This is a genomic window from Nguyenibacter sp. L1, from assembly GCF_035199985.1.
Classification (GTDB): domain Bacteria; phylum Pseudomonadota; class Alphaproteobacteria; order Acetobacterales; family Acetobacteraceae; genus Gluconacetobacter; species Gluconacetobacter vanlangensis.
Genome location: NZ_CP127015.1, coordinates 3,864,818 through 3,884,079 on the forward strand (window position 1 = coordinate 3,864,818; position 19,262 = coordinate 3,884,079).

Sequence of the window (19,262 nt, forward strand, 5' to 3'; positions counted from 1 at the left end):
ACCATCCTATCCAAGCCGGATTGCACAGCGCGTCACGGGTCGGTGATCGCGGGACGTGATGACGGGGATCATGAAACATTATTGGACAGCATGGTCGCGTCGATGAACATCGGCGGGGCGCCCGGCCGTTCGAAAGCCGGCGACCAGGCGGCAGGGGATCGCGGCGGGAACCGAAGCGTGCCGTCGGACGATGCCTCAAGACAAGAAAGGGATAACCCTCGCATGTCCAACCAGAGCACGCCCCAGAGCGCGCCCCAGAGCATGCCCCAGAAGAGCATGCCTCGAAGCGCGCCCCAGCCAGGGCGCGTTTCCGCCCGGTGGCTGCGGATCATGCCGATCGTGTTCGTGACCTACAGCCTGGCCTATCTGGACCGCACGAATTACGGCTTCGGCGCCACGGCAGGGCTGAACGACGATCTGGGCATTTCCCCCGGCAGGGCGGCGCTGCTGTCCGCGCTGTTCTTTCTGGGCTATTTCGCCTTCCAGGTGCCTGCCGCCGCCTATGCGCGCCGGCACAGCCCGACCAGGATGATCTTCGTCTGTATCCTGGGGTGGGGCGTGATGGCGTCCCTGACGGGGCTGGTCGACAATTTCTGGCTGCTGGCGGCCGATCGGTTCCTGCTGGGCAGCATGGAAAGCCTGATCATCCCGGCCATGCTGCTGCTGTTGACGCAATGGTTTTCGCGGGACGAGCGGTCGCGGGCGAATACCTATCTGATTCTCGGAAATCCGGTGACGGTGCTGTGGATGTCCGCGATCACGGGGTATCTGATGTCGCGCCTGGGCTGGCGGACCGTGTTCGTCGTCGAGGGGGTGCCGTCGATCGTATGGGCGTTCGTCTGGCTTGCCACGATGTCGGACACGCCGCAGCAGGCCGGCTGGCTGCCGGCGGAAGAGCGCGCGGCGCTGGGGGCGCGGCTGGCGCGGGAACAGCGTGCGATCGCACCAGCCGGGGTAGGGGCGGCCGGGGGCGGGATCTGGGCGGTGCTGTCGGACAGGCGCGTGTTGAGCCTGAGCCTGCAATTGCTGCTGTGGAGCGTCACGGCCTATGGCTTCATCATGTGGCTGCCCGACATCATCCATCGCGGCGGCGCGCGGAGCATGGGCGGCACGGGGCTGCTGGCCGCCGGGCCCTATGCCGGGTCGGTCGTGCTGATGGTCGCGGCGTCGAACCTGTCCGACCGCTATCGGATCCGCAAGCATCTGGTCTGGCCGCTGCTGATGCTCTCGGCCGCGTTCTTTCTGGCCAGCTACCTGGCGGCGCCGGGCAGCTTCGTTGCTGCCTATCTCTGCATGGTGCTGGGCTGTGCCTGCATGCAGGCACCGCTTGGGCCGTTCTTCGCCATCGTGCCCGACATCCTGCCGCGCGAGGCGGCCGGGGTGGCCATGGGCGTAATCAACAGTGCCGGTGCGCTGGGCGGCTTCCTGGGGTCGTGGATCATCGGCGACATCCAGGCCCGGACCCACAGCCTGGGGGCGAGCTTTGCCGTCATGTCGCTGTTCATCTTCGGGGCGGCTGTGCTGATGGCGCTGTTCGACGGGCGTCCCGCGAAGGGAGGGGAGGCCGGCGGGCGGGCGGTCGGCGGAGGAGCCGCTGCGCCGGAATTCTCGCGGCCGCGCGACATCCTGCTGTCGTGAAGAAATCCCCGCAACGGATCACCGGAAATTTTCAAGGAGAGAGAAAGATGCTTTTGAAACGCTCGCAGATCAACGCCAGCATCGCGCTGGCGATGGCGACCTTTCGGGATTACGGGATCAGCCTGCCGGAATTCGCTTACTGGACCGTGGAGGATTGGATGTCCAAGGGGCCGGAGGCGGACGAGATTCGCGCATGCATGCTGGGATGGGACGTCACCGATTTCGGGCAGGGGGATTTTACCAGGATCGGCCGCACGCTGTTCACGCTGCGCAACGGGTCGATGCGTCACGAGAGCCCCAACGGGGGGTATGACAAATCCTATGCCGAGAAGCTGATCCTGGACCCCGAGGGGCAACGTTCGCCTGCGCATTTCCATCGCACCAAGATGGAGGACATCATCAACCGGGCCGGGGGGAACATCATCGTCCAACTGACGAAGGCCGGGGCGGACAACCGGCCGTCCGACGCGGCGTTCACCATCGCGGTGGACGGCGTTGCGCGGCGGATGCGGCCGGGCGATTCCGCGCGGCTGAAGCCGGGGCAGAGCGTGTGCATTCCGCCCCGCACCATCCATCAATTCTGGGGCGAGGACGGTACCGGGCTGACCGTCAGCGGCGAGGTGTCGTCGCTGTGTGACGACCATGCCGATAATTGCTTCCTGGAACCGTCATCCCGTTTTCCCGAGATCGAGGAGGACGCGCCGCGGCGCCATTTCCTGTGCACCGAGTATCCGCAGGCGGTCCGGCACTGAGTGGCCGGCGAGACCCGCCTAGGTTGTAGTGCGAAGTGGGATAGATTCCCTTGGATGAGGATTTGTGATCCAAGGCTGATTTTTGAGGTCAGTCCTAATGACTTACCAAGTTGAGGAGAGTTCAGCGCCCAGCCAATTCAGATAGTCCTTGATTGCAGCTTCATCCCGTTTGCAATACGACCATTTCAGGTGCTTCCGCACGGTGATGAAGCCGGCTTGTTTGAGAATTTCCAGATGGCGGCTAGCCGTAGGCTGTGCCACCGATAGTGCCTCAGCGATCAATGTCATGCAGACGCCGAACTCGACCGGATCGGCCGACCATTGGTGGCCGAAGTGCTTTTGCGGTTTCGCCAGCAATCGAAGGACCGTCAGGCGTTGCTCGCTCGCCATCGCTTTGATTTGGTTTGATCTATCCATAGCTGTTATCATATTGTCATTTAGCTAAATTGCAATATGAGTCGCTGTCATGCTGGATCTGCCCCATACGACGATCATAGAAGGAAATGCCGTCCGGTGGGGCAAGGCCGGCAACGGGCCACCGCTGGTGGCGCTTCATGGGACACCCTTTTCCTCGCAGGTCTGGCGTAGAATCGTGCCGCAACTCGCCGACCGCAGGACCATCTACTATTTCGATCTGGTCGGCTACGGACTGTCGGAGATGCGTGAGGGTCAAGACGTCTCTCTGGCTGTGCAGAACAAGACCCTCGCCGCTTTGTTCGCGGAATGGGACCTCGAACGTCCCGATATGTTGGCACATGACTTCGGCGGGGCCACGGCGCTACGCGCCTACTACATGAACGGCTTACGTTATAGTTCCTTGACGATCTTCGACGCCGTTGCCCTCGCCCCCTGGGGGTCCGCTTTGGTTCAGCATGTGCGTCAGCATGAGGCCGCCTTCTCCGGAATGCCGGACTACATGCACCGGGCGCTATTGCGCGCCTACTTGCAGACAGCGGCTTATAATCCGCTGTCCGAAAAAGCATTGGAAATCTATAGTGCGCCGTGGCTCGGGCCAGTAGGCCAGCCTGCGTTCTATCGCCAGATAGCGCAGATGGACCAGAAATTTACCGATGAGGTTGAAGGACGATACGGGCGGATGGACTGTCCCGTAACAGTCCTCTGGGGGCGAAACGACGAATGGATACCCTTTGAAAAGGGCGTGGCGCTGGCTGCATTGATCTCCGACGCTGATTGCATCGCGGTGGACGATTCCGGGCACCTCGTTCAGGAAGACCAGCCCGAAATCATCGTGGCGGCCGTCCTGAAACGGCTCAACCAGGCGTAATGGCGATACGCAAGACATGCCTGCACCAGGCGGGCTGGAATTCCTGAACCGCCCAGGGGAAAATCGTCATCCAACTGGCGAAGGCCGTGGCGGACAACCGGCCGTGCGACGCGGCGTTCACCATCGCGGTGGACGGCATCGCGCGGCGGGTGCGGCCGAACGCGTTATTTTGATGCGTGTTTTCGCCCGATCGGATGATTTCATCCGGTCGGGCGATGCCGGGATGCCGCATTGCCTGAGTCGGGGCCTGAGTCGGGCGCGGGCATTCCGCCGGGGCGTGTTGCAGGGAACGGGTGATGTATATCGGTATCGATGCGGGTACGTCGGGGATCAAGGCGGTTCTGGTGGACGAGGCGCAGGCCGTCCTGGCGAAGCGGACCGTCGGGCTGAGCAGCCGGTCCCCGCATCCCGGCTGGAGCGAGCAGGAGCCCGCGGATTGGTGGGGGGCGCTGTTCGACGCGGTGGACGGATTGCGGGCCGAGCAGCCGGCGGCGGTCGCCGCGGTGCGGGGGATCGGCCTGTCGGGGCAGCAGCATGGCGCCGTGCTGCTGGACGCGGCGGGGCAGGTGCTGCGGCCGTGCATCCTGTGGAACGATGTGCGCTCCAGCGCGGAATGCGACGTGTTCGAGCAGCGTTTTCCCGACAGCCGGAGCGTGTGCGGCAACATCGCCATGCCGGGATTCACGGCGCCGAAGCTGATATGGGTGGCGCGGCACGAGCCGGAGATCTTCGACGCCGTCCGGCATGTCCTGCTGCCGAAGGCGTGGCTGCGCTATCGCCTGAGCGGCGAGATGATCGAGGACATGTCCGACGCGTCCGGTACGTTGTGGCAGGATGTCGGGCGCCGCCGCTGGTCGGACGATGCGCTGGCGGCGACCGGCCTGACGCGGGCCGCGATGCCGGCCCTGTGCGAGGGCACGGCGCAGGCCGGGCGGCTGACGCGCGCGCTGGCCGCGCGGTGGGGGATGGCGGTGCCGCCGATCCTGGCCGGAGGGGCCGGCGACAATGCGGCCGGCGCGGTCGGGCTGGGGGCGGTGCGGGAGGGCGATGCCTTCGTCTCGCTGGGGACGTCGGGGGTGGTGTGGGCCACGACCGAGCGTTTTCGCCCCCGGCCGGAATCGGCCATCCATGCCTTCTGCCATGCGGTGCCGGAGATGTGGCACCAGATGGGGGTGACCCTGTCCGCCGCGTCCTGCCTGGCCTGGTGGGCGGAGGTGGCCGGACGGGACGAGGCGGCGCTGCTGGCCGAATTGCCGGAGCGGGTCACCGCGCCGTCGGGTGTGCTGTTCCTGCCCTATCTGTCCGGGGAGCGGACGCCCCATAACGACGCCGCGATCCGGGGCGCGTTCGTCGGGCTGGATCGGGCGAGCACGCGGGCGGACATGACCCAGGCCGTGCTGGAAGGCGTGGCCTTTTCGTTTCGCGATGCCCTGGACGGGTTGGCATCGGCTGGTTCCGTCCTGCGCCAGGCCGACGTGATCGGCGGCGGGTCGCGCAGCGCAGCCTGGGTGTCGATCCTGGCCTCGGTCATGGATATTCCGCTGCATCGTCTGGCGCACGGAGAGCAGGGCGGCGCGTTCGGCGCGGCGCGGCTGGCCCGGCTGGCCGCGACGGGAGAGTGCGTCGCGGACATCTGCCTGCCGCCCGAGCGGATCGCGACCGTGGCGCCCGACGCGGCCCTGAGGGAGGCGTACGGGCCGGTGCTGGCGCGCTATCGGGCCCTGTATCCGGCCTTGTCCGGCCTGTCGCCGCGGCGCGGCGCCGCCTGAGGACGCCCCCAACGCAAGAGGCTTGCGCGGGAGCCTTGGGCCGGGGGCTTGGGCGGGGTGCGCGGATTTATGCGGCCGTTTCCGCGGGAGCCGGGCCGTCGTTCGAACGGTTCAACGCGCGCAGGGTCATGCCCGTCAGCCCGATCAGCAGCACCACGTAGAGATCGGTGGTGGCCGTGAGGCCAAGGCCGCGCACCGCGAACCCGGCGGCGAAGGCCGGCACGCAGAAGGCGAGGTAGCTGAGCACGAAATAGCTGGCCATCAGGCCGGCGCGCTCGTGGACGTGGGCGAGCGGGACCAGCGCGCGGAGCGACCCCTGGACGATCAGGCCGAGCCCGGCGCCGGCGATCGCGGCCCCCGGGAGGAAGAGCGCGAGGTGCCGGGCATGAAGTCCGAGCAGGATGACGGGCAGGCCGAGCAGAACGAGGGGCGCGCCGCGCCGGAGCAGCATCATCGCGTCACCCTTGCGGTGCAGCAGCATCGCCGCGAGCGCCGCGCTCATGACCGAGGCGATTTCCCAGCCGCCCAGCAGCGGGTCGGTCGATCCGCCGGCGGCCAGCCGCGCGACGGCGGGGCCGAGCGACAGGAACAGCCCGGCGAGCGCCCAGACCGCGATATTGGCGGGCGCGACCCGGAGCAGGGCCGCGCGGGCCCGGTGGGGCACATGCACGCGGGGCCTGAGGGAGGCGAGCGCGCCTGGCTTCGGCGAGACCGTTTCGGGCAGGGCGAGGATCGCGGGAACGGCCAGTGCCAGGGCGGCGAGGACCAGCACGAAGACCAGATGCAGCGGCTGGGGCGCGAAGCGTGCCAGCACGGCCGAGAACAGCGCGAAGCCCGCCATCGAGCCCATCGGCACCATGCCGCTGATCAGCCCGCCGCGCGCGCGTTCGGCGTCCTGAAGGCCCGCGCTGAGCACGCTGGTGGCGATGCCGGTGGCCAGCCCCTGCAGGGCGCGGCCCCGGATGACGTCGCCGATCCCCGCGGCGGTGGCGAATTGCAGCATGGCCAGTGCCTCGATCGCGATCGCCATGAGCGCGACGCGGCGGCGGCCGATATGGTCGGACAGCGCGCCGAAGCAGAGCAGCGCGCCCAGCAGGGTCAGGGCATAGATCGCGAAGGCGGCCTGGAGCATCGGCACCGGGACGTGCCATTGCGCCTGATAGAGCGGAAAGAGCGGGGTCAGCGCGGCCGAGGCGCCGAGAAAGACGAACAGGACCGCGCCATAGGTCCAGAGGAGGCGTCGTGCAGGTAGCTTCGTCATGGACGGGTTCCCCCGTTAAAGCATAGGATGTGCGTTAGTCCATATTGGAGTATGCCGCATAAAAGCAATATATTTGCTTTAGGGGGTACGCATCATGTCGGTAAGACGGATCTTGCAAGCGGGGGGGCAAGCAGGGGGGCGAGCAGGGATGCGACCGGGGGGGCGGAGTTTGCGCGTGCAGCAGGCCGTGCATGCGGCGGTCGGCGCGTTGATCGCGGAGGGCGGCCGCGAGGCGCTGACGGTGCCGCAGATTGCGCAGCGCGCGGGCGTGACGCCCTCGACGATCTATCGCCGCTGGGGCGATCTGGCGACATTGGTGAGCGACGTCGCCCAGCGCACCCTGCGCACGGAGTGCCCGATCCAGCCGACCGGCCATTTGGGTACCGACCTGGCGACCTGGGCGGAGATGTATCAGGAGGAGATGGACTCGACGCCCGGCCGGGAGATGATGCGCGACATCCTGCGCGGCTGGGACGGCGCACAGGCCGCATGCAGCCTGATGGATACGGTGCAGCCCGTTATCGAGGCGATTCTCGCCGCCGCCCGGCCGCCGGTCCGCCTGTCCGCCGCGCGCGTGATCGATGCCGTCGTTGCGCCGGTGCTGACGCGGCTGCTGTTCACCGATGCGCCGTTGCCCCCGGGGCTGGCGCGCGACGCGGCGCTGCGCGTGGCGGCGGAGGGCCGGGAGCGCGCGTGAGAAGGGGCTGGTGACGTCTCTGGAGAGGGGGCGGTCAGTTCCATGTGTGGATATCACGATTTTTGCATGCGTGAGATGGCGACGAGGTAGGTGCAGGGGGTGGATTCGGAGGGATTGTGAAACGCGCAATCCAGCGGGAGGCCGAGCGTGAGGCAATCGCCCGCGGCGAGGTGATGTTCGGTCGTGCCTGCGCGGAACGACAGCGCCCCTGCGAGCACCCAGACGCATTGGCCGTCCAGATGCGCATAGGCCGCGGCCGGATAGTTCACACATGCGCCGGGCGGCAGCTCGACGTGAACCAGTTCCGGCTCGGCGCCCGGGGGCGACACCGCGCGCCGGAGATAGCCCGTGGCCGGGTCGCGCCAAAGCGGCTGCGCATCGCCCCGCATGATGCGCCCCGCGCCGGATGCGTCGCCTTCGGCCCGGGCCAGCAATGTGGACAAAGTCAGTCCGAACGCGCCGGACAGGCGCCCCAGCACCGTCGCGGTGGGACTGGCCTCGGCGCGCTCGACCTTGCTGATCATGGCGCGGCTGACGCCCGACCGTATGGCCAGGTCGGACAATGACCAGCCGCGCGCCACGCGCTCGGCGCGCAGCCGGGCGGCGAGGGTGTGCTCCAATGCGGACAAGGTGATGTCGTCTTGTATCGTAGACATGATGACACTATAGTGGACGGCACCGCATGATTCCATCCCGTATCGCCCGAGGCGTGCCGATGTCCATTACCGTCCGCGACGCGACCGAGGCCGACCTGTCCGGCATCCTGGCCATCTATAACGAGGTCGTCCGCACATCCTCGGCCGTCTACACGGAGCAGGAAGCGACGCTGGAGGACCGCAAGGTCTGGTTCGCGCAGCGGGCCGGCCAGGGTTATCCGGTGCTGGTGGCCGGGCACCCGGCGGACGATTCGGTGCTGGGCTATGCCACGTTCGGCGATTTTCGGCCCTGGCCGGGCTATCGGCATACGGTCGAGCACTCGGTCTATGTTCGCGCCGACATGCGTGGCCGCGGGGTGGGCAGGGCGCTGGTCGAGCCCCTGTTCGGCCGGGCGGCGTCCCTCGGCAAGCATGTCATGGTGGCCGGGATCGACGCCGCCAATCCCGCCTCGATCCGCCTGCATGACCGTCTCGGCTTTGAGCGCGTGGGAACGTTGCGCGAGGTCGGACACAAATTCGGTCGCTGGCTCGACCTGGTGTTCATGCAGCGGTTTCTCGACGCGGGCCGCGACTGAGGGCCGGCGTCGTGCATGGCGGCGGGTCAGGCCGTCATACGGCCCGCTCGCGCGGCCTCGATCCGGGCAATGTCGATCCGGCGCATGGTCATCATGGCGTCCATCGCCCGCTTTGCGGCGGCGCGGTCCGGATCCTTCAGCGCGGCCATCAGGATTCGCGGCACGATCTGCCACGAGAAGCCCCAACGGTCCTTGCACCAACTGCACGCGCCTTCGCTGCCGCCATTCTCGATGATCGCATTCCAGTAGCGGTCGGTTTCCGCCTGATCCTCGGTCATCACCTGGAAGCTGACCGCCTCGTTCGGCGAGAATGCGGGGCCGCCATTCCGGTTCCTGTCGTTCAGGCCCCTGCCATTCAGGCCGATGAATGCCTGGCCGAGTACGGTGAATTCGACGGTCAGCTCGCTGCCCCGTTCGCCGCCAGGGTAATCGGACGGAGCGTGAAGCACTGGTCCGACATGGCTGTCCGGAAAGGTGGCCGCGTAGAATTCCGCCGCTTTCCGCGCCTCGTCATGGTCGAACCACAGGCAGGTGACGATTTTTCCGGACATGTGCTTTCCCCCAGGGATCTTCCCCAGGCGAGCCTTGACGGCACGCCATCGCCATACGCGTGCGACGTATGGCGATGGCGCTTCGCTTCAAGACCGGGTCATCCGTTCGTGACGGCTTGGGCTGTTCAGGCGGCGATGCGGAGGGACTGCGGCTGCGGGGCGCGGCTGCGCAGGCGCCAGGCGGCGGGGTCGGCGAAGAGGGCGCGGAGCAGGCGGTTGTTCAAGGCGTGGCCGGATTTGTGGCCGGTGAACAGGCCGTTGATCGCGGCGCCGGCAAGGTAGAGATCGCCCACCGCGTCGAGCATCTTATGCCGGACGAATTCATCCGGGCGGCGCAGGCCGGAAGGGTTGAGCACGCGCGCGCCGTCCACCACCACCGCATTGTCGAGCGAGCCGCCCCGGGCCAGGCCGGCCTTGTGCAGGGCCTCGATGTCCTGCCGCAGGGTGAAGGTGCGGCAATTGGCGAGGTCGCGGCGGAAGACCTGGCGGTCGAGCCGCGTGGCGAAGGTCTGTTCGCCGATCGCGGCGGCGGCGAATTCGATCGACGAGGTCATCGACAGGCCGGGATCGCGAGTACTGGGGTCGCGGGCGGGGCGCAGTTCGGCGAAGGCGTCGCCCTCGGCCACGCGGACGGGGACCAGGATGTCGATCACCGGGCGCGTGGCGGCCTGTTCCGCCAGGCCGGCGCAGTCGAGCAGGAAGACGAAATCGGCTGCCGAGCCGTCCAGTACCGGGATTTCGGGCCCGTCGACATCGACCAGCGCGTTATCGACGCCGCAGCCCGCGAACGCCGCCATCAGATGTTCGATGGTGGCGACGCGCAACGCCGGGTCACGGGCATCGCCGATCACGGTGCTGAGGCGGGTATCGACGACCTGGTCGAACCGGGCGGCGATGGTGCGGCCGTCGAGATCGGTGCGGCGGAAGACGATGCCGGTCTCCTCGGCGGCCGGACGGAGGACCAGGTTGATGCGCCGGCCGGTATGCAGCCCGACGCCCACGCAGGAGATGGCGTGGCGCAGGGTCTGCTGGCGCGGGGCGCGCGAGGTCCGTGTGGCGGATGCCGGAGCGGGGGAGGATTGGACGGCGGGCGGCTGGGCCTGCCGCAGGGCGTCGTTCCCCACCATCGCCAGCATTCCGTCCATATGTGTCCCCCAGTCTTTGATCGCTTCTTGAGCGCGTTTCGATCGCGTCTTGATCGCTTAATTCTCGATCGTTCGATTTCCGTCGTGCGTTACAGCACCGACAGCATGATCTGTAGCGGGTGCGGCGCGGCGGGGCGAGTCAAGGATTATTGCTGACTGTTACGGGGTAAGGGACTGAGAATAAAGACAAAATTACGCCATAATGATCGATGTCGCGCATAGCGCCGTGCCGGCCGGGGAGGGCGGCGCGGCGCCATGGAGCGGATCAGGATTGGCGGCGCAGGAAGGCGGGGATGTCCAGCCCGACCTCGTCGGCCGAAGCCTGGCGCACCGTGGCGGTGGGCTCGGGGTCGGGCAGGGCGGGTTCGGCGCGCGGGGCTTCGGGGGCCGGCTGGCGGCGCAGCGCGCCGGTGACGATGCTGAACAGGCTGCCGCCGCGCGGGGCGGGCTGATGGACCGGTTCGGGCTGGCGCGGGGCCTCGGAGAACAGGGGGGAGCGCGGCGACGGGCGTACGCCGGCCATGTGCTGCGGGACCGCATTGGGCGAGGGCGCGCCGGGCGATGCGGCGTGGGACGCGGCGGCGTTGGGCGCGGCCGCGACCGGCGGGGCGTTGACGAAGTTCGGCGTCGCATGGCGCGGGGCCGCGCCGTGGGCGTCGGACGCGGCGTCCGGCGCCGGCGCCGGCGCTGATTCGGCGGCCTCGGCCGGAAATGCGTCGGCCGGGGCGGCGTCGAACGCGCGGACCGGCGGCGTGTCGATGCCGGTGGCGACCACCGAGACACGGATGCGGCCATTGAGCGATTCGTCGATCGCCGAGCCGAAGATGATGTTCGCGTCCTCGGCCACTTCCTCGCGGATGCGGTTGGCGGCCTGGTCGACCTCGTACAAGGTCATGTCCTCGCCGCCCGTGATGTTGATCAGCAGGCCGCGCGCGCCGGCCATCGAGGTATCTTCGAGCAGCGGGTTGGAGATGGCGTCCTCGGCCGCCGAGATGGCGCGGTTGTCGCCCTCGGCCTCGCCGGTGCCCATCATCGCCTTGCCCATCTCGGCCATCACGGTGCGGATGTCGGCGAAGTCGAGATTGACCAGGCCGGGCGCCATCATCAGGTCGGTCACGCCGCGCACGCCCATGTAGAGGACGTTGTCGGCCATCTTGAACGCGTCCTTCCAACTGGTGCGCTCGGTCGCCAGGCGGAACAGGTTCTGGTTGGGGATGACGATCAGCGTGTCGACATATTGCTGAAGCTCGGCGATGCCGGTCTCGGCCGATTTGGAGCGGCGCCCGCCCTCGAACGTGAAGGGCTTGGTGACCACGCCGACCGTCAGGATGCCGCGTTCGCGCGCCATGCGCGCGATCACCGGGGCGGCGCCGGTGCCGGTGCCGCCGCCCATGCCGGCGGTGATGAAGACCATGTGCGCGCCGTCGAGGTGGCGGGCGAGTTCGTCGGCCGCTTCCTCGGCCGCCGCGCGGCCGATTTCGGGCTTGGCGCCGGCGCCGAGGCCCTGGGTCAGGTGCGGGCCGAGCTGGATGCGGCGATCGGCCTTGCTGTGCGACAATTGCTGCGCGTCGGTGTTGGCGACGACGAATTCCACGCCCTGGAGCTGGGACTGGATCATGTTGTCGACGGCGTTCGTCCCGCCGCCGCCCACGCCGATCACGGTGATGCGCGGCGTGAAGTCGGAATGATTCTGCTGCGGGATGGAGAGATTCAAAGTCATAGGCGTCTCCCGGGACGAGTCGTTGGATCGCGAGTGCCGATTCGCGGGTTTGGCTTCAGGGGGTATTGTGAATCATTTCATCATACCCTGTCGCGTATGAATTCGATGACGCGGCGCAGCAGGCCGGGCGATCGCGGTTCGGAAAGATCCAGATCGCCCAGCGCGCCGCCCGCGCCGGCCGCCCAGGCCAGCAGCCCGGCCGAGGTGGCGAAGGACGGCCAGGCCGCCGGGTCCTCGGGCAGGCCGCGAATCCCGGTGGGGCGGCCCAGCCTGACCTGGCGGTTGAGGATGCGCGCGGCCATGTTGCCCACGCCGTCGAGCAGCGAGGCGCCGCCGGTCAGCACGACGCGCCCGTCGGCGGCACGGCCGACCCCCGCCGATTCCAGGCGGTCGCGCACCATTTCCAGCGTTTCCTCGATGCGCGGCCGGATGATCGAGACGACCTTGGCGCGCGAGACCTTGACGAAATGGTTGTCGTCGTCGCCGATCAACTGCACGGGCAGCAGGTCGAGATCGTCATCGGCGGAGAGTTCGGCCGAGCCGTACATCGTCTTGAGCCATTCGGCGCTGTCGGGCGAGGTCGAGAGCACGTGGGCGATGTCGCGCGTGACATGCATGCCGCCGACCGGCAGGCAGGCGGTATGCAGAAGCTGGCCCTCGCCGAAGATGGCGATCGAGGTGGTGCCGCCGCCCATGTCGACCACGGTGACGCCGAGTTCGCGCTCGTCGGCGTCGAGCACCGCGAGGCCGGAGGCCAGCGGGGCGGAGACCAGTTCCTCGATCTTGAGTTCCGCGCGGGTCAGCACGGTTTCCAGGTTGCGCAGCGCCGTGGTGCTGGCGTCGATGACGTGCAGGCGCGAGGTGAGCTGGTCGCACAGATGGCCGCGCGGGTCGGCGACGCCGGCGGTTTCGTCCACCGAGAAATCGAGCGGCATCGTGTGCAGGATCGAGCGGCCCTCGGACATCGCGCGCATCCGGCCCTCGGTCACCACGCGGCGGACGTCGGACTCGGTGATCTCGCGCCCGCCCACCGGCCAGCGGACATTGAACAGGCGGCTTTCGGGGTGGCCGCAGGAGAGATTGACGTAGACATTGTCCAGCCGGCGTTCGGCCATGTCCTCGGCCTGGCCCACAGCGGCGCGGATCGCGGCCTCGGCGTCGCGCAGATCGACGATGCCGCCGGAGCGGACCCCGTGCGAGCGGCGCCAGCCATGGCCCAGCACCCGCAGCGTGCCGTCGGATTCGCCGCGTCCGATCAGGCACATGATCTTGGTGGAGCCGATATCCAGCACGCCGAAGACCCCCTGCCGCCAGCCGCGCGGCGGGGTGGGCTCGTCGGGCGGGGGCAGGGCGATGACGCGGCCGCCCGCGGGCGCGGGGAGGGCCGCGTCGGCGCCGCGCCGGCGGGAGCGGCGGCGGCGGGCGGGGGCCGGGTTCTCGGGCTGCGGGGTGACGACGAGATCGTTCATGCGCGCCTCCGTGGGGCGGATTCGCCGTCGGGAGGCGGCAGGTTGGGGACGGGGGGCGGAAGCGCATTGCCGTCGGGGAGGGCGCTCGGCGCGGTGCGGAGCGGGGCGGCGTGCGCGACGGCCGGATGTCCGGACGGCGGATGGTCGGGGACCGGGTGGTCGGATGGCGGATGTCCGGGTGCCGGATGCCCCGGTGTCGGATGGCTGGGGGCCGGATGGTTGGGTGCCGGATGGCTGGGCGCCGGGTGGGCCGCGGGGTGGGCGGCGGCGGCGTTCTGCTGGCCGGGCGCGCCCGGCGCGGGGGTGCCGCCGGCCGGAGCGGCGCCCGCGTCGGGGGGCGGGGGCTGCTGGATGACCAGCCGGTCGGGCAGGCGCATGTCGATGGCGATTACCGGGCGGTCCAGCAGCCTGATGCTGCCCTGCAGGTCGGCGAGGCGCCTGAGGGCGGGGATTTCCTCGCCTTCGGGCAGCAGGATGGTGGTGCCGTCGCGCAGCAGCAGGTTCCAGCGCCGCTGGTTGACCCGCACGGCGGCGACCACGCGCCCCTGCACGGCGGGCTGGCCGGCCAGCGCGTCAAGCAGGCCGGCGGCGGCGAGATTGGCGTCCTGCCCCACCACCAGCGGCAGTTGCAGGAAGGCCTGGGCGTCCTTGCCGGTCATGCCCTGGTCGTGGACGACGGTGCCGGCGCGGTCGATCAGCATGAAGCGGCCCTGGTTCTGCCACACCGCGAAGGGGCGGCGTTCGGTCAGGCGCACGATGATCGTGCCGGGCAGATGACGTTCGATTACCGAATGATCGACGAAGGGCAGGGCGTCGATCCGCCGGCGCGCCTGCTCGACCGAGAAGCCCAGCACCGGGTCGCCGATGCGCGCGCCCAGCGCGTCCTGCAGGGCGGAGGCGGACGTGAGCACGCGGCCGCTGACCTGGATGTCGGTGATGCGCAGGGGCAGCATGCTGACCAGGCGGGCGCGGATCGGGGCGAACCGTTCCTCGGAACGCATGTCGCGCAGCGTGACCGCCGCCCCGCCCGCCAGCGCGGCCAGGGTGAGCGCCAGGGCGGCCGGCCGCACCATGCGGCGCCGGCGCCGCAGGAAGATCGACAGCCGGGAGGGCCGGTCGTTGCGATTGTCGGCTGCGCGTCTCATGCGGCGGTTCGTGATCCTCCTTGGCTCAAGGGTGGGGTTTCGGTGCGGGGCTTCAGGTGCGGCAGGTCGCGTGCTCGACCATCCAGCGGCACAGCGCGCCGTAGGAGATGCCGCAATGCGCGGCCTGTTCGGGCAGGAGCGAGGTGGGCGTCATGCCGGGCTGGGTATTGACTTCGAGCACGACCAGGCGGCCGGGGCGGCGGTCGGGTCCGTCGCCGCAGGACGTATCGTCATAGCGGAAATCGGTGCGCGAGGCGCCGGAGCAGCCGATCGCGCGATGGGCGGCCACCGCCAGTTCCAGCGCCCGGGCGAAGGCGTCGGGGTGGATGCGCGCGGGCAATTGGTGGTGGGAGCCGTCATCGCCGTATTTGGCGTCGTAATCGTAGAATTCGTGCGTCTGGGACGGGTTGGGGGTGATGTCGGTCGCCGTCAGGGCGCGGTCGCCCAGCACGCCCACCGTGATCTCGCGCCCGGGGATGAAGGTCTCGACCAGCGCGCGGGGGCCGTAGGTCCAGGCGGCGGCGATGGCGGCGCGGCGGTTGGAGCCGGGGCGGACGATCTCGACCCCCACCGACGAGCCTTCGTTCAGCGGCTTGATGACGTAGGGGGCGGGCAGCGGGTCGGCGGAGGGGAAGTCGGCGATGTCGATCACCCGTCCCTCGGCCACCGGCAGGCCGGCGGCGCGCAGCGTGGTGCGCGCGGCTGCCTTGTCCATCGCCAGCGCCGAGGCGCGCACGCCGGAATGGGTATAGGGGATGTTCATCCAGTCCAGCACGCCCTGGATCGATCCGTCCTCGCCGAAGCGGCCATGGAGCGCGTTGAACACGACGTCGGGCCTGTGGTCGGTCAGGTCGGCGACGATGGCGCCGAGATCGGGGCCGGCGTCGATCACGCGGACGTCGAATCCTTCCTCGCGCAGTGCCGCGCTGATTCCGGCGCCGCTGGACAGGCTGACCCTGCGTTCGGCGGAGAGGCCGCCCATGAGCACGGTGATCTTGCGCGGTGCGGTCATGCGGGGTCTCCGGCAGGGGATGGGATAGAGGCAGGATCGGGGCGGCCGATGCGCTTGATTTCCCAATGGAGCGCGATGCCGGTGGCGGCCTGGACGCGGCTGCGCACCGTCTCGCCCAGCGTTTCAAGCTCGGCGGCGGTGGCGGTGCCGGTGTTGAGCATGAAATTGCAGTGTTTTTCGCTGACCTGCGCGCCGCCCAGGGCCAGGCCGCGGCAGCCGGCCGCGTCGATGAGCTGCCAAGCCTTGCGGTCGGTGAGGGCCGGGTCGGGATTGCGGAAGGTCGAGCCGCCGGTGCGGGCGCGGACGGGCTGCGACTCCTCGCGCGACTGGCGGATGGCGGCGATGGATCGGCGGATCTCGGCGGACGGGGCGGGGGTGCCGCGCAGGCGCGCGCGTGCGACCGCGGCGCCTGCCGGCAGGGCGGAATGGCGGTAGGCGAAGCCCAGTTCGGCGCCGGACAGGCGCAGGGTCCGGCCGTCGCGGGTGACGATGTCGGCCCAGTCGAGGATCGTGGCGATGTCGGAACCATAGGCGCCGGCATTCATCGCCACCGCGCCGCCGATCGAGCCGGGGATGCCGGCGAGGAATTCCAGGCCCGCCAGCCCGGCCTCGGCCGCGCGTTCGGCGACGACCATGTCGAGGCAGGCGGCGCCGGCCACCAGCCCGTCCGGTTCGATCGCGATGTCGGCGAAGCCGCCGCCCAGCCGGATGACCAGGCCCGCGATGCCGCCGTCGCGCAGGATGACGTTGGAGCATGCCCCCAGAACGGTCACAGGGACGTCGGGCGGGAGCAGGCGCATGGCCTGGGCCAGGTCGGCCGTATCGGCGGGTTGGAACAGCAGGTCGGCCGGGCCGCCGACGCGGAACCAGGTGCGCGGGCCGAGCGCGGCGCCCGGGGTCAGGCGGCCGCGCAGGCCGGACAGAAGGCCACGCAGCGCGGCCGGATCGGCCGCGGCGGGCGGGGAGGCGGAGGATTCGGGTGCGGCGGCAATCATGCCGCGAAGCCCCCCGACCTGGCCGCCGGGTTCTGCAGGGCGGCGAGTTCGCCGGGCAGGGCCTGGGCCCAGTTGGTGATGCTGCCGGCGCCGAGGCAGACCACGAAATCGCCGGGGCGGGCGATGGCGTTGATCATTTCCGCCAGGTGTTCGGGGCCGGGCAGCGGGACCACCGAGCGGTGGCCGCGTTCGCGCAGGCCCTCGACCAGGGCGTCGCGGCTGATGCCGTCGATCGGGGTTTCGCCGGCGGCGTAGACGTCGGCCACGATGACGGTGCCGGCATCGTTCATGCAGGTGCAGAACTCGCCGAACAGGGTCTGCAGCCGCGAATAGCGGTGGGGCTGGACCACGGCGATGACGTCGCGCGCCCCGGCCTGGCGCGCGGCCTTGAGCACGGCGGCGATTTCGACCGGGTGATGGCCGTAATCGTCGATCACGGTGACGCCGCCGGTTTCGCCGGTGCGGGTGAAGCGGCGCTTGACGCCGCGGAAGCCGGCGAAGGCCGAGCGGATGGTGGCGTCGTCGATTTCCATCTCGACCCCGACGGCGATCGCGGCCAGGGCGTTCTGCACGTTGTGATGGCCGAGCATGGGCAGGCGGAACGGGCCGGCGCGGCGGGTGCGGTTGCGGTTGCGGTTGGTCACCACGACCTCGAACGTCGCGCCGAGCTTGTCGGTGATGATCTTTTCCGCCCGGATGTCGGCCTGCGGCGAGAAGCCGTAGGTGATGATGCGGTGGTCGGACAGGCGCGGGATCATCTGCTGCACCGCCGGGTGGTCGATGCACAGCACGGCGAAGCCGTAGAAGGGGATGTTGGCGACGAACTGGTCGTAGGCGGCCTGCATCGCCTCGGCCGTGCCCCAATGGTCGAGATGCTCGGGGTCCATGTTGGTGACGACGGTGATCACCGAGGGCAGGCGCAGGAAGGAGCCGTCGGATTCGTCGGCCTCGACCACCATCCAGTCGCCCGAGCCCATGCGGGTGTTGGTGCCGTAGGCCTCGATGATGCCGCCATTGATCACCGTGGGGTCGAGGCGGGCGGCTTCGAGCACCGCGGCGATCAGGCTGGTGGTGGTGGTCTTGCCGTGGGTGCCGCCGACGGCCACCGACCAGCGCAGGCGCATCAGCTCGGCCAGCATTTCCGCGCGGCGGACCACCGGGATCAGGCGCGCGCGGGCGGCCAGGACCTCGGGATTGTCGCGCTTGACCGCCGTCGAGGTGACCACGACCTGGGCCGCGCCGAGATTGGCGGCGTCATGGCCGATCGCGACCTTGATCCCGGCGGCGCGCAGGCGCAGGACGTTGGCGTTCTCCGCGATGTCCGACCCCTGGACGGCGTAGCCCAGCAGATGCAGCACCTCGGCGATTCCGGACATGCCGATGCCGCCGATCCCGACGAAATGGATGGTGCCGATGGAAAGGGGCAGGGCTCTCATGCTGGGGTCTCCGTCTTGGCGGCTGTCGGATAGGCGGGGCGGGGCGTCCGGTGCAAGCGTTCCGCGATCCGGGCTTCGATCAGGTCGGCGAAGCGGCGCGCGGCGTCGGGGCGGGCCAGGCCCCGCGCGGCGCGGGCGGCATCGGCGAGGGATGCGGGATCGGACAGCAGGGCCTGCAGCCGCTCGGCCAGCGCGGCGGCGGTGAAGTCGGGCTGGCGGATCATCCAGGCGGCGCCTTCCTGGACCAGGGCGGCGGCGTTCGCTCCCTGTTCGTCGCCGGCGGCGATCGGCAGCGGCACCAGGATGGCGGGACGGCCGGCATTGGTCAGTTCGGCGACCGACGAGCCGCCGGCGCGGCCGACGACCAGGTGGGCGGCGGCCAGCAGGGCCGCGACGTCGGAGAAGAAGGGCGAGAGGGTGGCGCGGATGCCCAGCGCGTCATAAGCGGCGCGGACCCGGTCGATATCCTCGGCGCGGGCCTGCTGCGTGACGTGAAGGCGCGCGCGCAGGCCCGCCGGCAGGCGGCCGATGGCGTCGGGCACCACGTCGCTGAACACCCTGGCGCCAAGGGAGCCGCCCCAGACGAGGAGGCGGATCGCGTCGCCCGGCGGGACGTAGGGGGTGGCGTGCAGGGCGGCGATGTCGTCGCGGACCGGCATGCCGGTCGGCTCGGGATGTGCTGCGGCCGGCAGGCCGGCGACGCGGGCGAAGGAGGTGGCGATGCCGTCGGCGAAGCGGGCGAGCGCCTTGTTGGCCTGGCCCAGCACGGCGTTGCCTTCATGGAGGAAGATCAGCGGCCGGTCTTTGCCCAAAAGGCGGGCGCCCAGCAGGGGGGGGACCGAGGGGTAGCCGCCGAAGCCGACCACGGCCAGGGCATCGAGCCGGCGGAGGATGGCGCGGGCCTGGCGTGTGCCGCGCGCCAGAGCCAGGGCGGCGCCGGCGCGGCGGGCGAGCCCGTGGCCGGCGATGCCTGCGCCGGGCAGCACGAATTGCGGGCCCTCGGCGAAGATACCGTGGCCGCGCTCGCCGGCGCGGCGGTCGGTCATCAACGCGATGGCGTGGCCGCGCGCGGCGAGCGCGCGGGCCAGGGCCTCGGCGGGGATGAAATGGCCGCCGGTGCCTCCGGCGGCGATGACGATCGGGCGGGCGATCATGA

Annotated in this window: 18 protein-coding genes and 1 pseudogene; 6 read left to right on the forward strand and 13 right to left on the reverse strand. The window is 69.7% G+C overall.

Annotated features, from left to right (window positions below):
• Positions 1 to 222: 222 nt before the first annotated feature.
• Both QN315_RS17440 and QN315_RS17445 read left to right on the forward strand, forming a co-directional pair.
• Positions 223 to 1,638 (forward strand): MFS transporter, encoded by a 1,416-nt coding sequence (locus QN315_RS17440; RefSeq protein WP_323990668.1) that lies wholly within the window; start codon positions 223 to 225, stop codon positions 1,636 to 1,638.
• Positions 1,639 to 1,685: 47 nt separating this feature from the next.
• On the forward strand, positions 1,686 to 2,390 hold the full coding sequence (locus QN315_RS17445) for a D-lyxose/D-mannose family sugar isomerase (RefSeq protein ID WP_323990670.1): 705 nt from the start codon (positions 1,686 to 1,688) through the stop codon (positions 2,388 to 2,390).
• A 102-nt stretch (positions 2,391 to 2,492) separates the two neighbouring features.
• On the opposite strand, the gene QN315_RS17450 is transcribed toward QN315_RS17445, so the two are convergent.
• Positions 2,493 to 2,780 (reverse strand): ArsR family transcriptional regulator, encoded by a 288-nt coding sequence (locus QN315_RS17450; protein ID WP_323990671.1) that lies wholly within the window; start codon positions 2,778 to 2,780, stop codon positions 2,493 to 2,495.
• A gap of 76 nt (positions 2,781 to 2,856) precedes the next feature.
• Between QN315_RS17450 and QN315_RS17455 the strand changes: the two genes are divergently transcribed.
• On the forward strand, positions 2,857 to 3,675 hold the full coding sequence (locus QN315_RS17455; protein ID WP_323990673.1) for an alpha/beta hydrolase: 819 nt from the start codon (positions 2,857 to 2,859) through the stop codon (positions 3,673 to 3,675).
• On the opposite strand, the gene QN315_RS17460 is transcribed toward QN315_RS17455, so the two are convergent.
• On the reverse strand, positions 3,662 to 3,907 hold the full coding sequence (locus QN315_RS17460) for a hypothetical protein (protein ID WP_323990675.1): 246 nt from the start codon (positions 3,905 to 3,907) through the stop codon (positions 3,662 to 3,664). The genes QN315_RS17455 and QN315_RS17460 overlap by 14 nt on opposite strands.
• Positions 3,908 to 3,971: 64 nt before the next feature.
• On the opposite strand from QN315_RS17460, the gene xylB reads away from it, so the two are divergent.
• Positions 3,972 to 5,444 (forward strand): xylulokinase, encoded by a 1,473-nt coding sequence (gene xylB, locus QN315_RS17465; RefSeq protein ID WP_323990677.1) that lies wholly within the window; start codon positions 3,972 to 3,974, stop codon positions 5,442 to 5,444.
• 67 nt (positions 5,445 to 5,511) lie between these two features.
• Here the strand turns inward: xylB and QN315_RS17470 are convergent, their stop codons facing one another.
• Positions 5,512 to 6,705, reverse strand: a complete 1,194-nt coding sequence (locus QN315_RS17470; RefSeq protein WP_323990679.1) for an MFS transporter — start codon at positions 6,703 to 6,705, stop codon at positions 5,512 to 5,514.
• 175 nt (positions 6,706 to 6,880) lie between these two features.
• Here QN315_RS17470 and QN315_RS17475 point away from each other — a divergent pair, with 175 nt between their 5' ends.
• Positions 6,881 to 7,402: a TetR/AcrR family transcriptional regulator gene (locus QN315_RS17475; RefSeq protein ID WP_323990680.1), complete on the forward strand. Its 522-nt coding sequence runs from the start codon at positions 6,881 to 6,883 to the stop codon at positions 7,400 to 7,402.
• 53 nt (positions 7,403 to 7,455) lie between these two features.
• Here QN315_RS17475 and QN315_RS17480 read toward each other — a convergent pair whose 3' ends face one another.
• Positions 7,456 to 8,058, reverse strand: a complete 603-nt coding sequence (locus tag QN315_RS17480) for an XRE family transcriptional regulator (protein WP_323990681.1) — start codon at positions 8,056 to 8,058, stop codon at positions 7,456 to 7,458.
• A gap of 26 nt (positions 8,059 to 8,084) precedes the next feature.
• On the opposite strand from QN315_RS17480, the gene QN315_RS17485 reads away from it, so the two are divergent.
• Complete coding sequence (locus QN315_RS17485; RefSeq protein WP_323990682.1) at positions 8,085 to 8,633, forward strand: GNAT family N-acetyltransferase; 549 nt, start codon at positions 8,085 to 8,087, stop codon at positions 8,631 to 8,633.
• A 26-nt stretch (positions 8,634 to 8,659) separates the two neighbouring features.
• Here QN315_RS17485 and QN315_RS17490 read toward each other — a convergent pair whose 3' ends face one another.
• The 9 genes and pseudogenes from QN315_RS17490 to murG form a co-directional block, all read right to left on the reverse strand.
• The gene (locus tag QN315_RS17490) at positions 8,660 to 9,184 is read right to left on the reverse strand and encodes a VOC family protein (RefSeq protein ID WP_323990683.1); all 525 of its coding nucleotides are present in this window, start codon (positions 9,182 to 9,184) and stop codon (positions 8,660 to 8,662) included.
• 125 nt (positions 9,185 to 9,309) lie between these two features.
• Positions 9,310 to 10,311: a UDP-3-O-acyl-N-acetylglucosamine deacetylase gene (gene lpxC, locus QN315_RS17495; protein ID WP_323993618.1), complete on the reverse strand. Its 1,002-nt coding sequence runs from the start codon at positions 10,309 to 10,311 to the stop codon at positions 9,310 to 9,312.
• A 283-nt stretch (positions 10,312 to 10,594) separates the two neighbouring features.
• Positions 10,595 to 12,049 (reverse strand): cell division protein FtsZ, encoded by a 1,455-nt coding sequence (gene ftsZ / locus QN315_RS17500; RefSeq protein WP_323990685.1) that lies wholly within the window; start codon positions 12,047 to 12,049, stop codon positions 10,595 to 10,597.
• Between the two features lie 80 nt (positions 12,050 to 12,129).
• A complete protein-coding gene (gene ftsA / locus QN315_RS17505) occupies positions 12,130 to 13,518 on the reverse strand; it encodes a cell division protein FtsA (protein WP_323990687.1) in 1,389 nt (462 codons plus the stop codon).
• Between the two features lie 260 nt (positions 13,519 to 13,778).
• Positions 13,779 to 14,663: pseudogene (locus QN315_RS17510) on the reverse strand (cell division protein FtsQ/DivIB); the annotation flags it as partial.
• Between the two features lie 52 nt (positions 14,664 to 14,715).
• Positions 14,716 to 15,675: a D-alanine--D-alanine ligase gene (locus QN315_RS17515; RefSeq protein WP_323990691.1), complete on the reverse strand. Its 960-nt coding sequence runs from the start codon at positions 15,673 to 15,675 to the stop codon at positions 14,716 to 14,718.
• Complete coding sequence (gene murB, locus QN315_RS17520) at positions 15,672 to 16,670, reverse strand: UDP-N-acetylmuramate dehydrogenase (RefSeq protein WP_323990693.1); 999 nt, start codon at positions 16,668 to 16,670, stop codon at positions 15,672 to 15,674. Before murB ends, QN315_RS17515 begins: the two co-directional genes overlap by 4 nt.
• Positions 16,667 to 18,106, reverse strand: coding sequence for a UDP-N-acetylmuramate--L-alanine ligase (gene murC / locus QN315_RS17525; RefSeq protein WP_323990695.1), 1,440 nt, complete (start codon positions 18,104 to 18,106; stop codon positions 16,667 to 16,669). The genes murB and murC overlap by 4 nt, the downstream gene beginning before the upstream one ends.
• On the reverse strand, positions 18,103 to 19,260 hold the full coding sequence (gene murG, locus QN315_RS17530; protein WP_323990696.1) for an undecaprenyldiphospho-muramoylpentapeptide beta-N-acetylglucosaminyltransferase: 1,158 nt from the start codon (positions 19,258 to 19,260) through the stop codon (positions 18,103 to 18,105). Before murG ends, murC begins: the two co-directional genes overlap by 4 nt.
• Between the last annotated feature and the right edge of the window lie 2 nt (positions 19,261 to 19,262).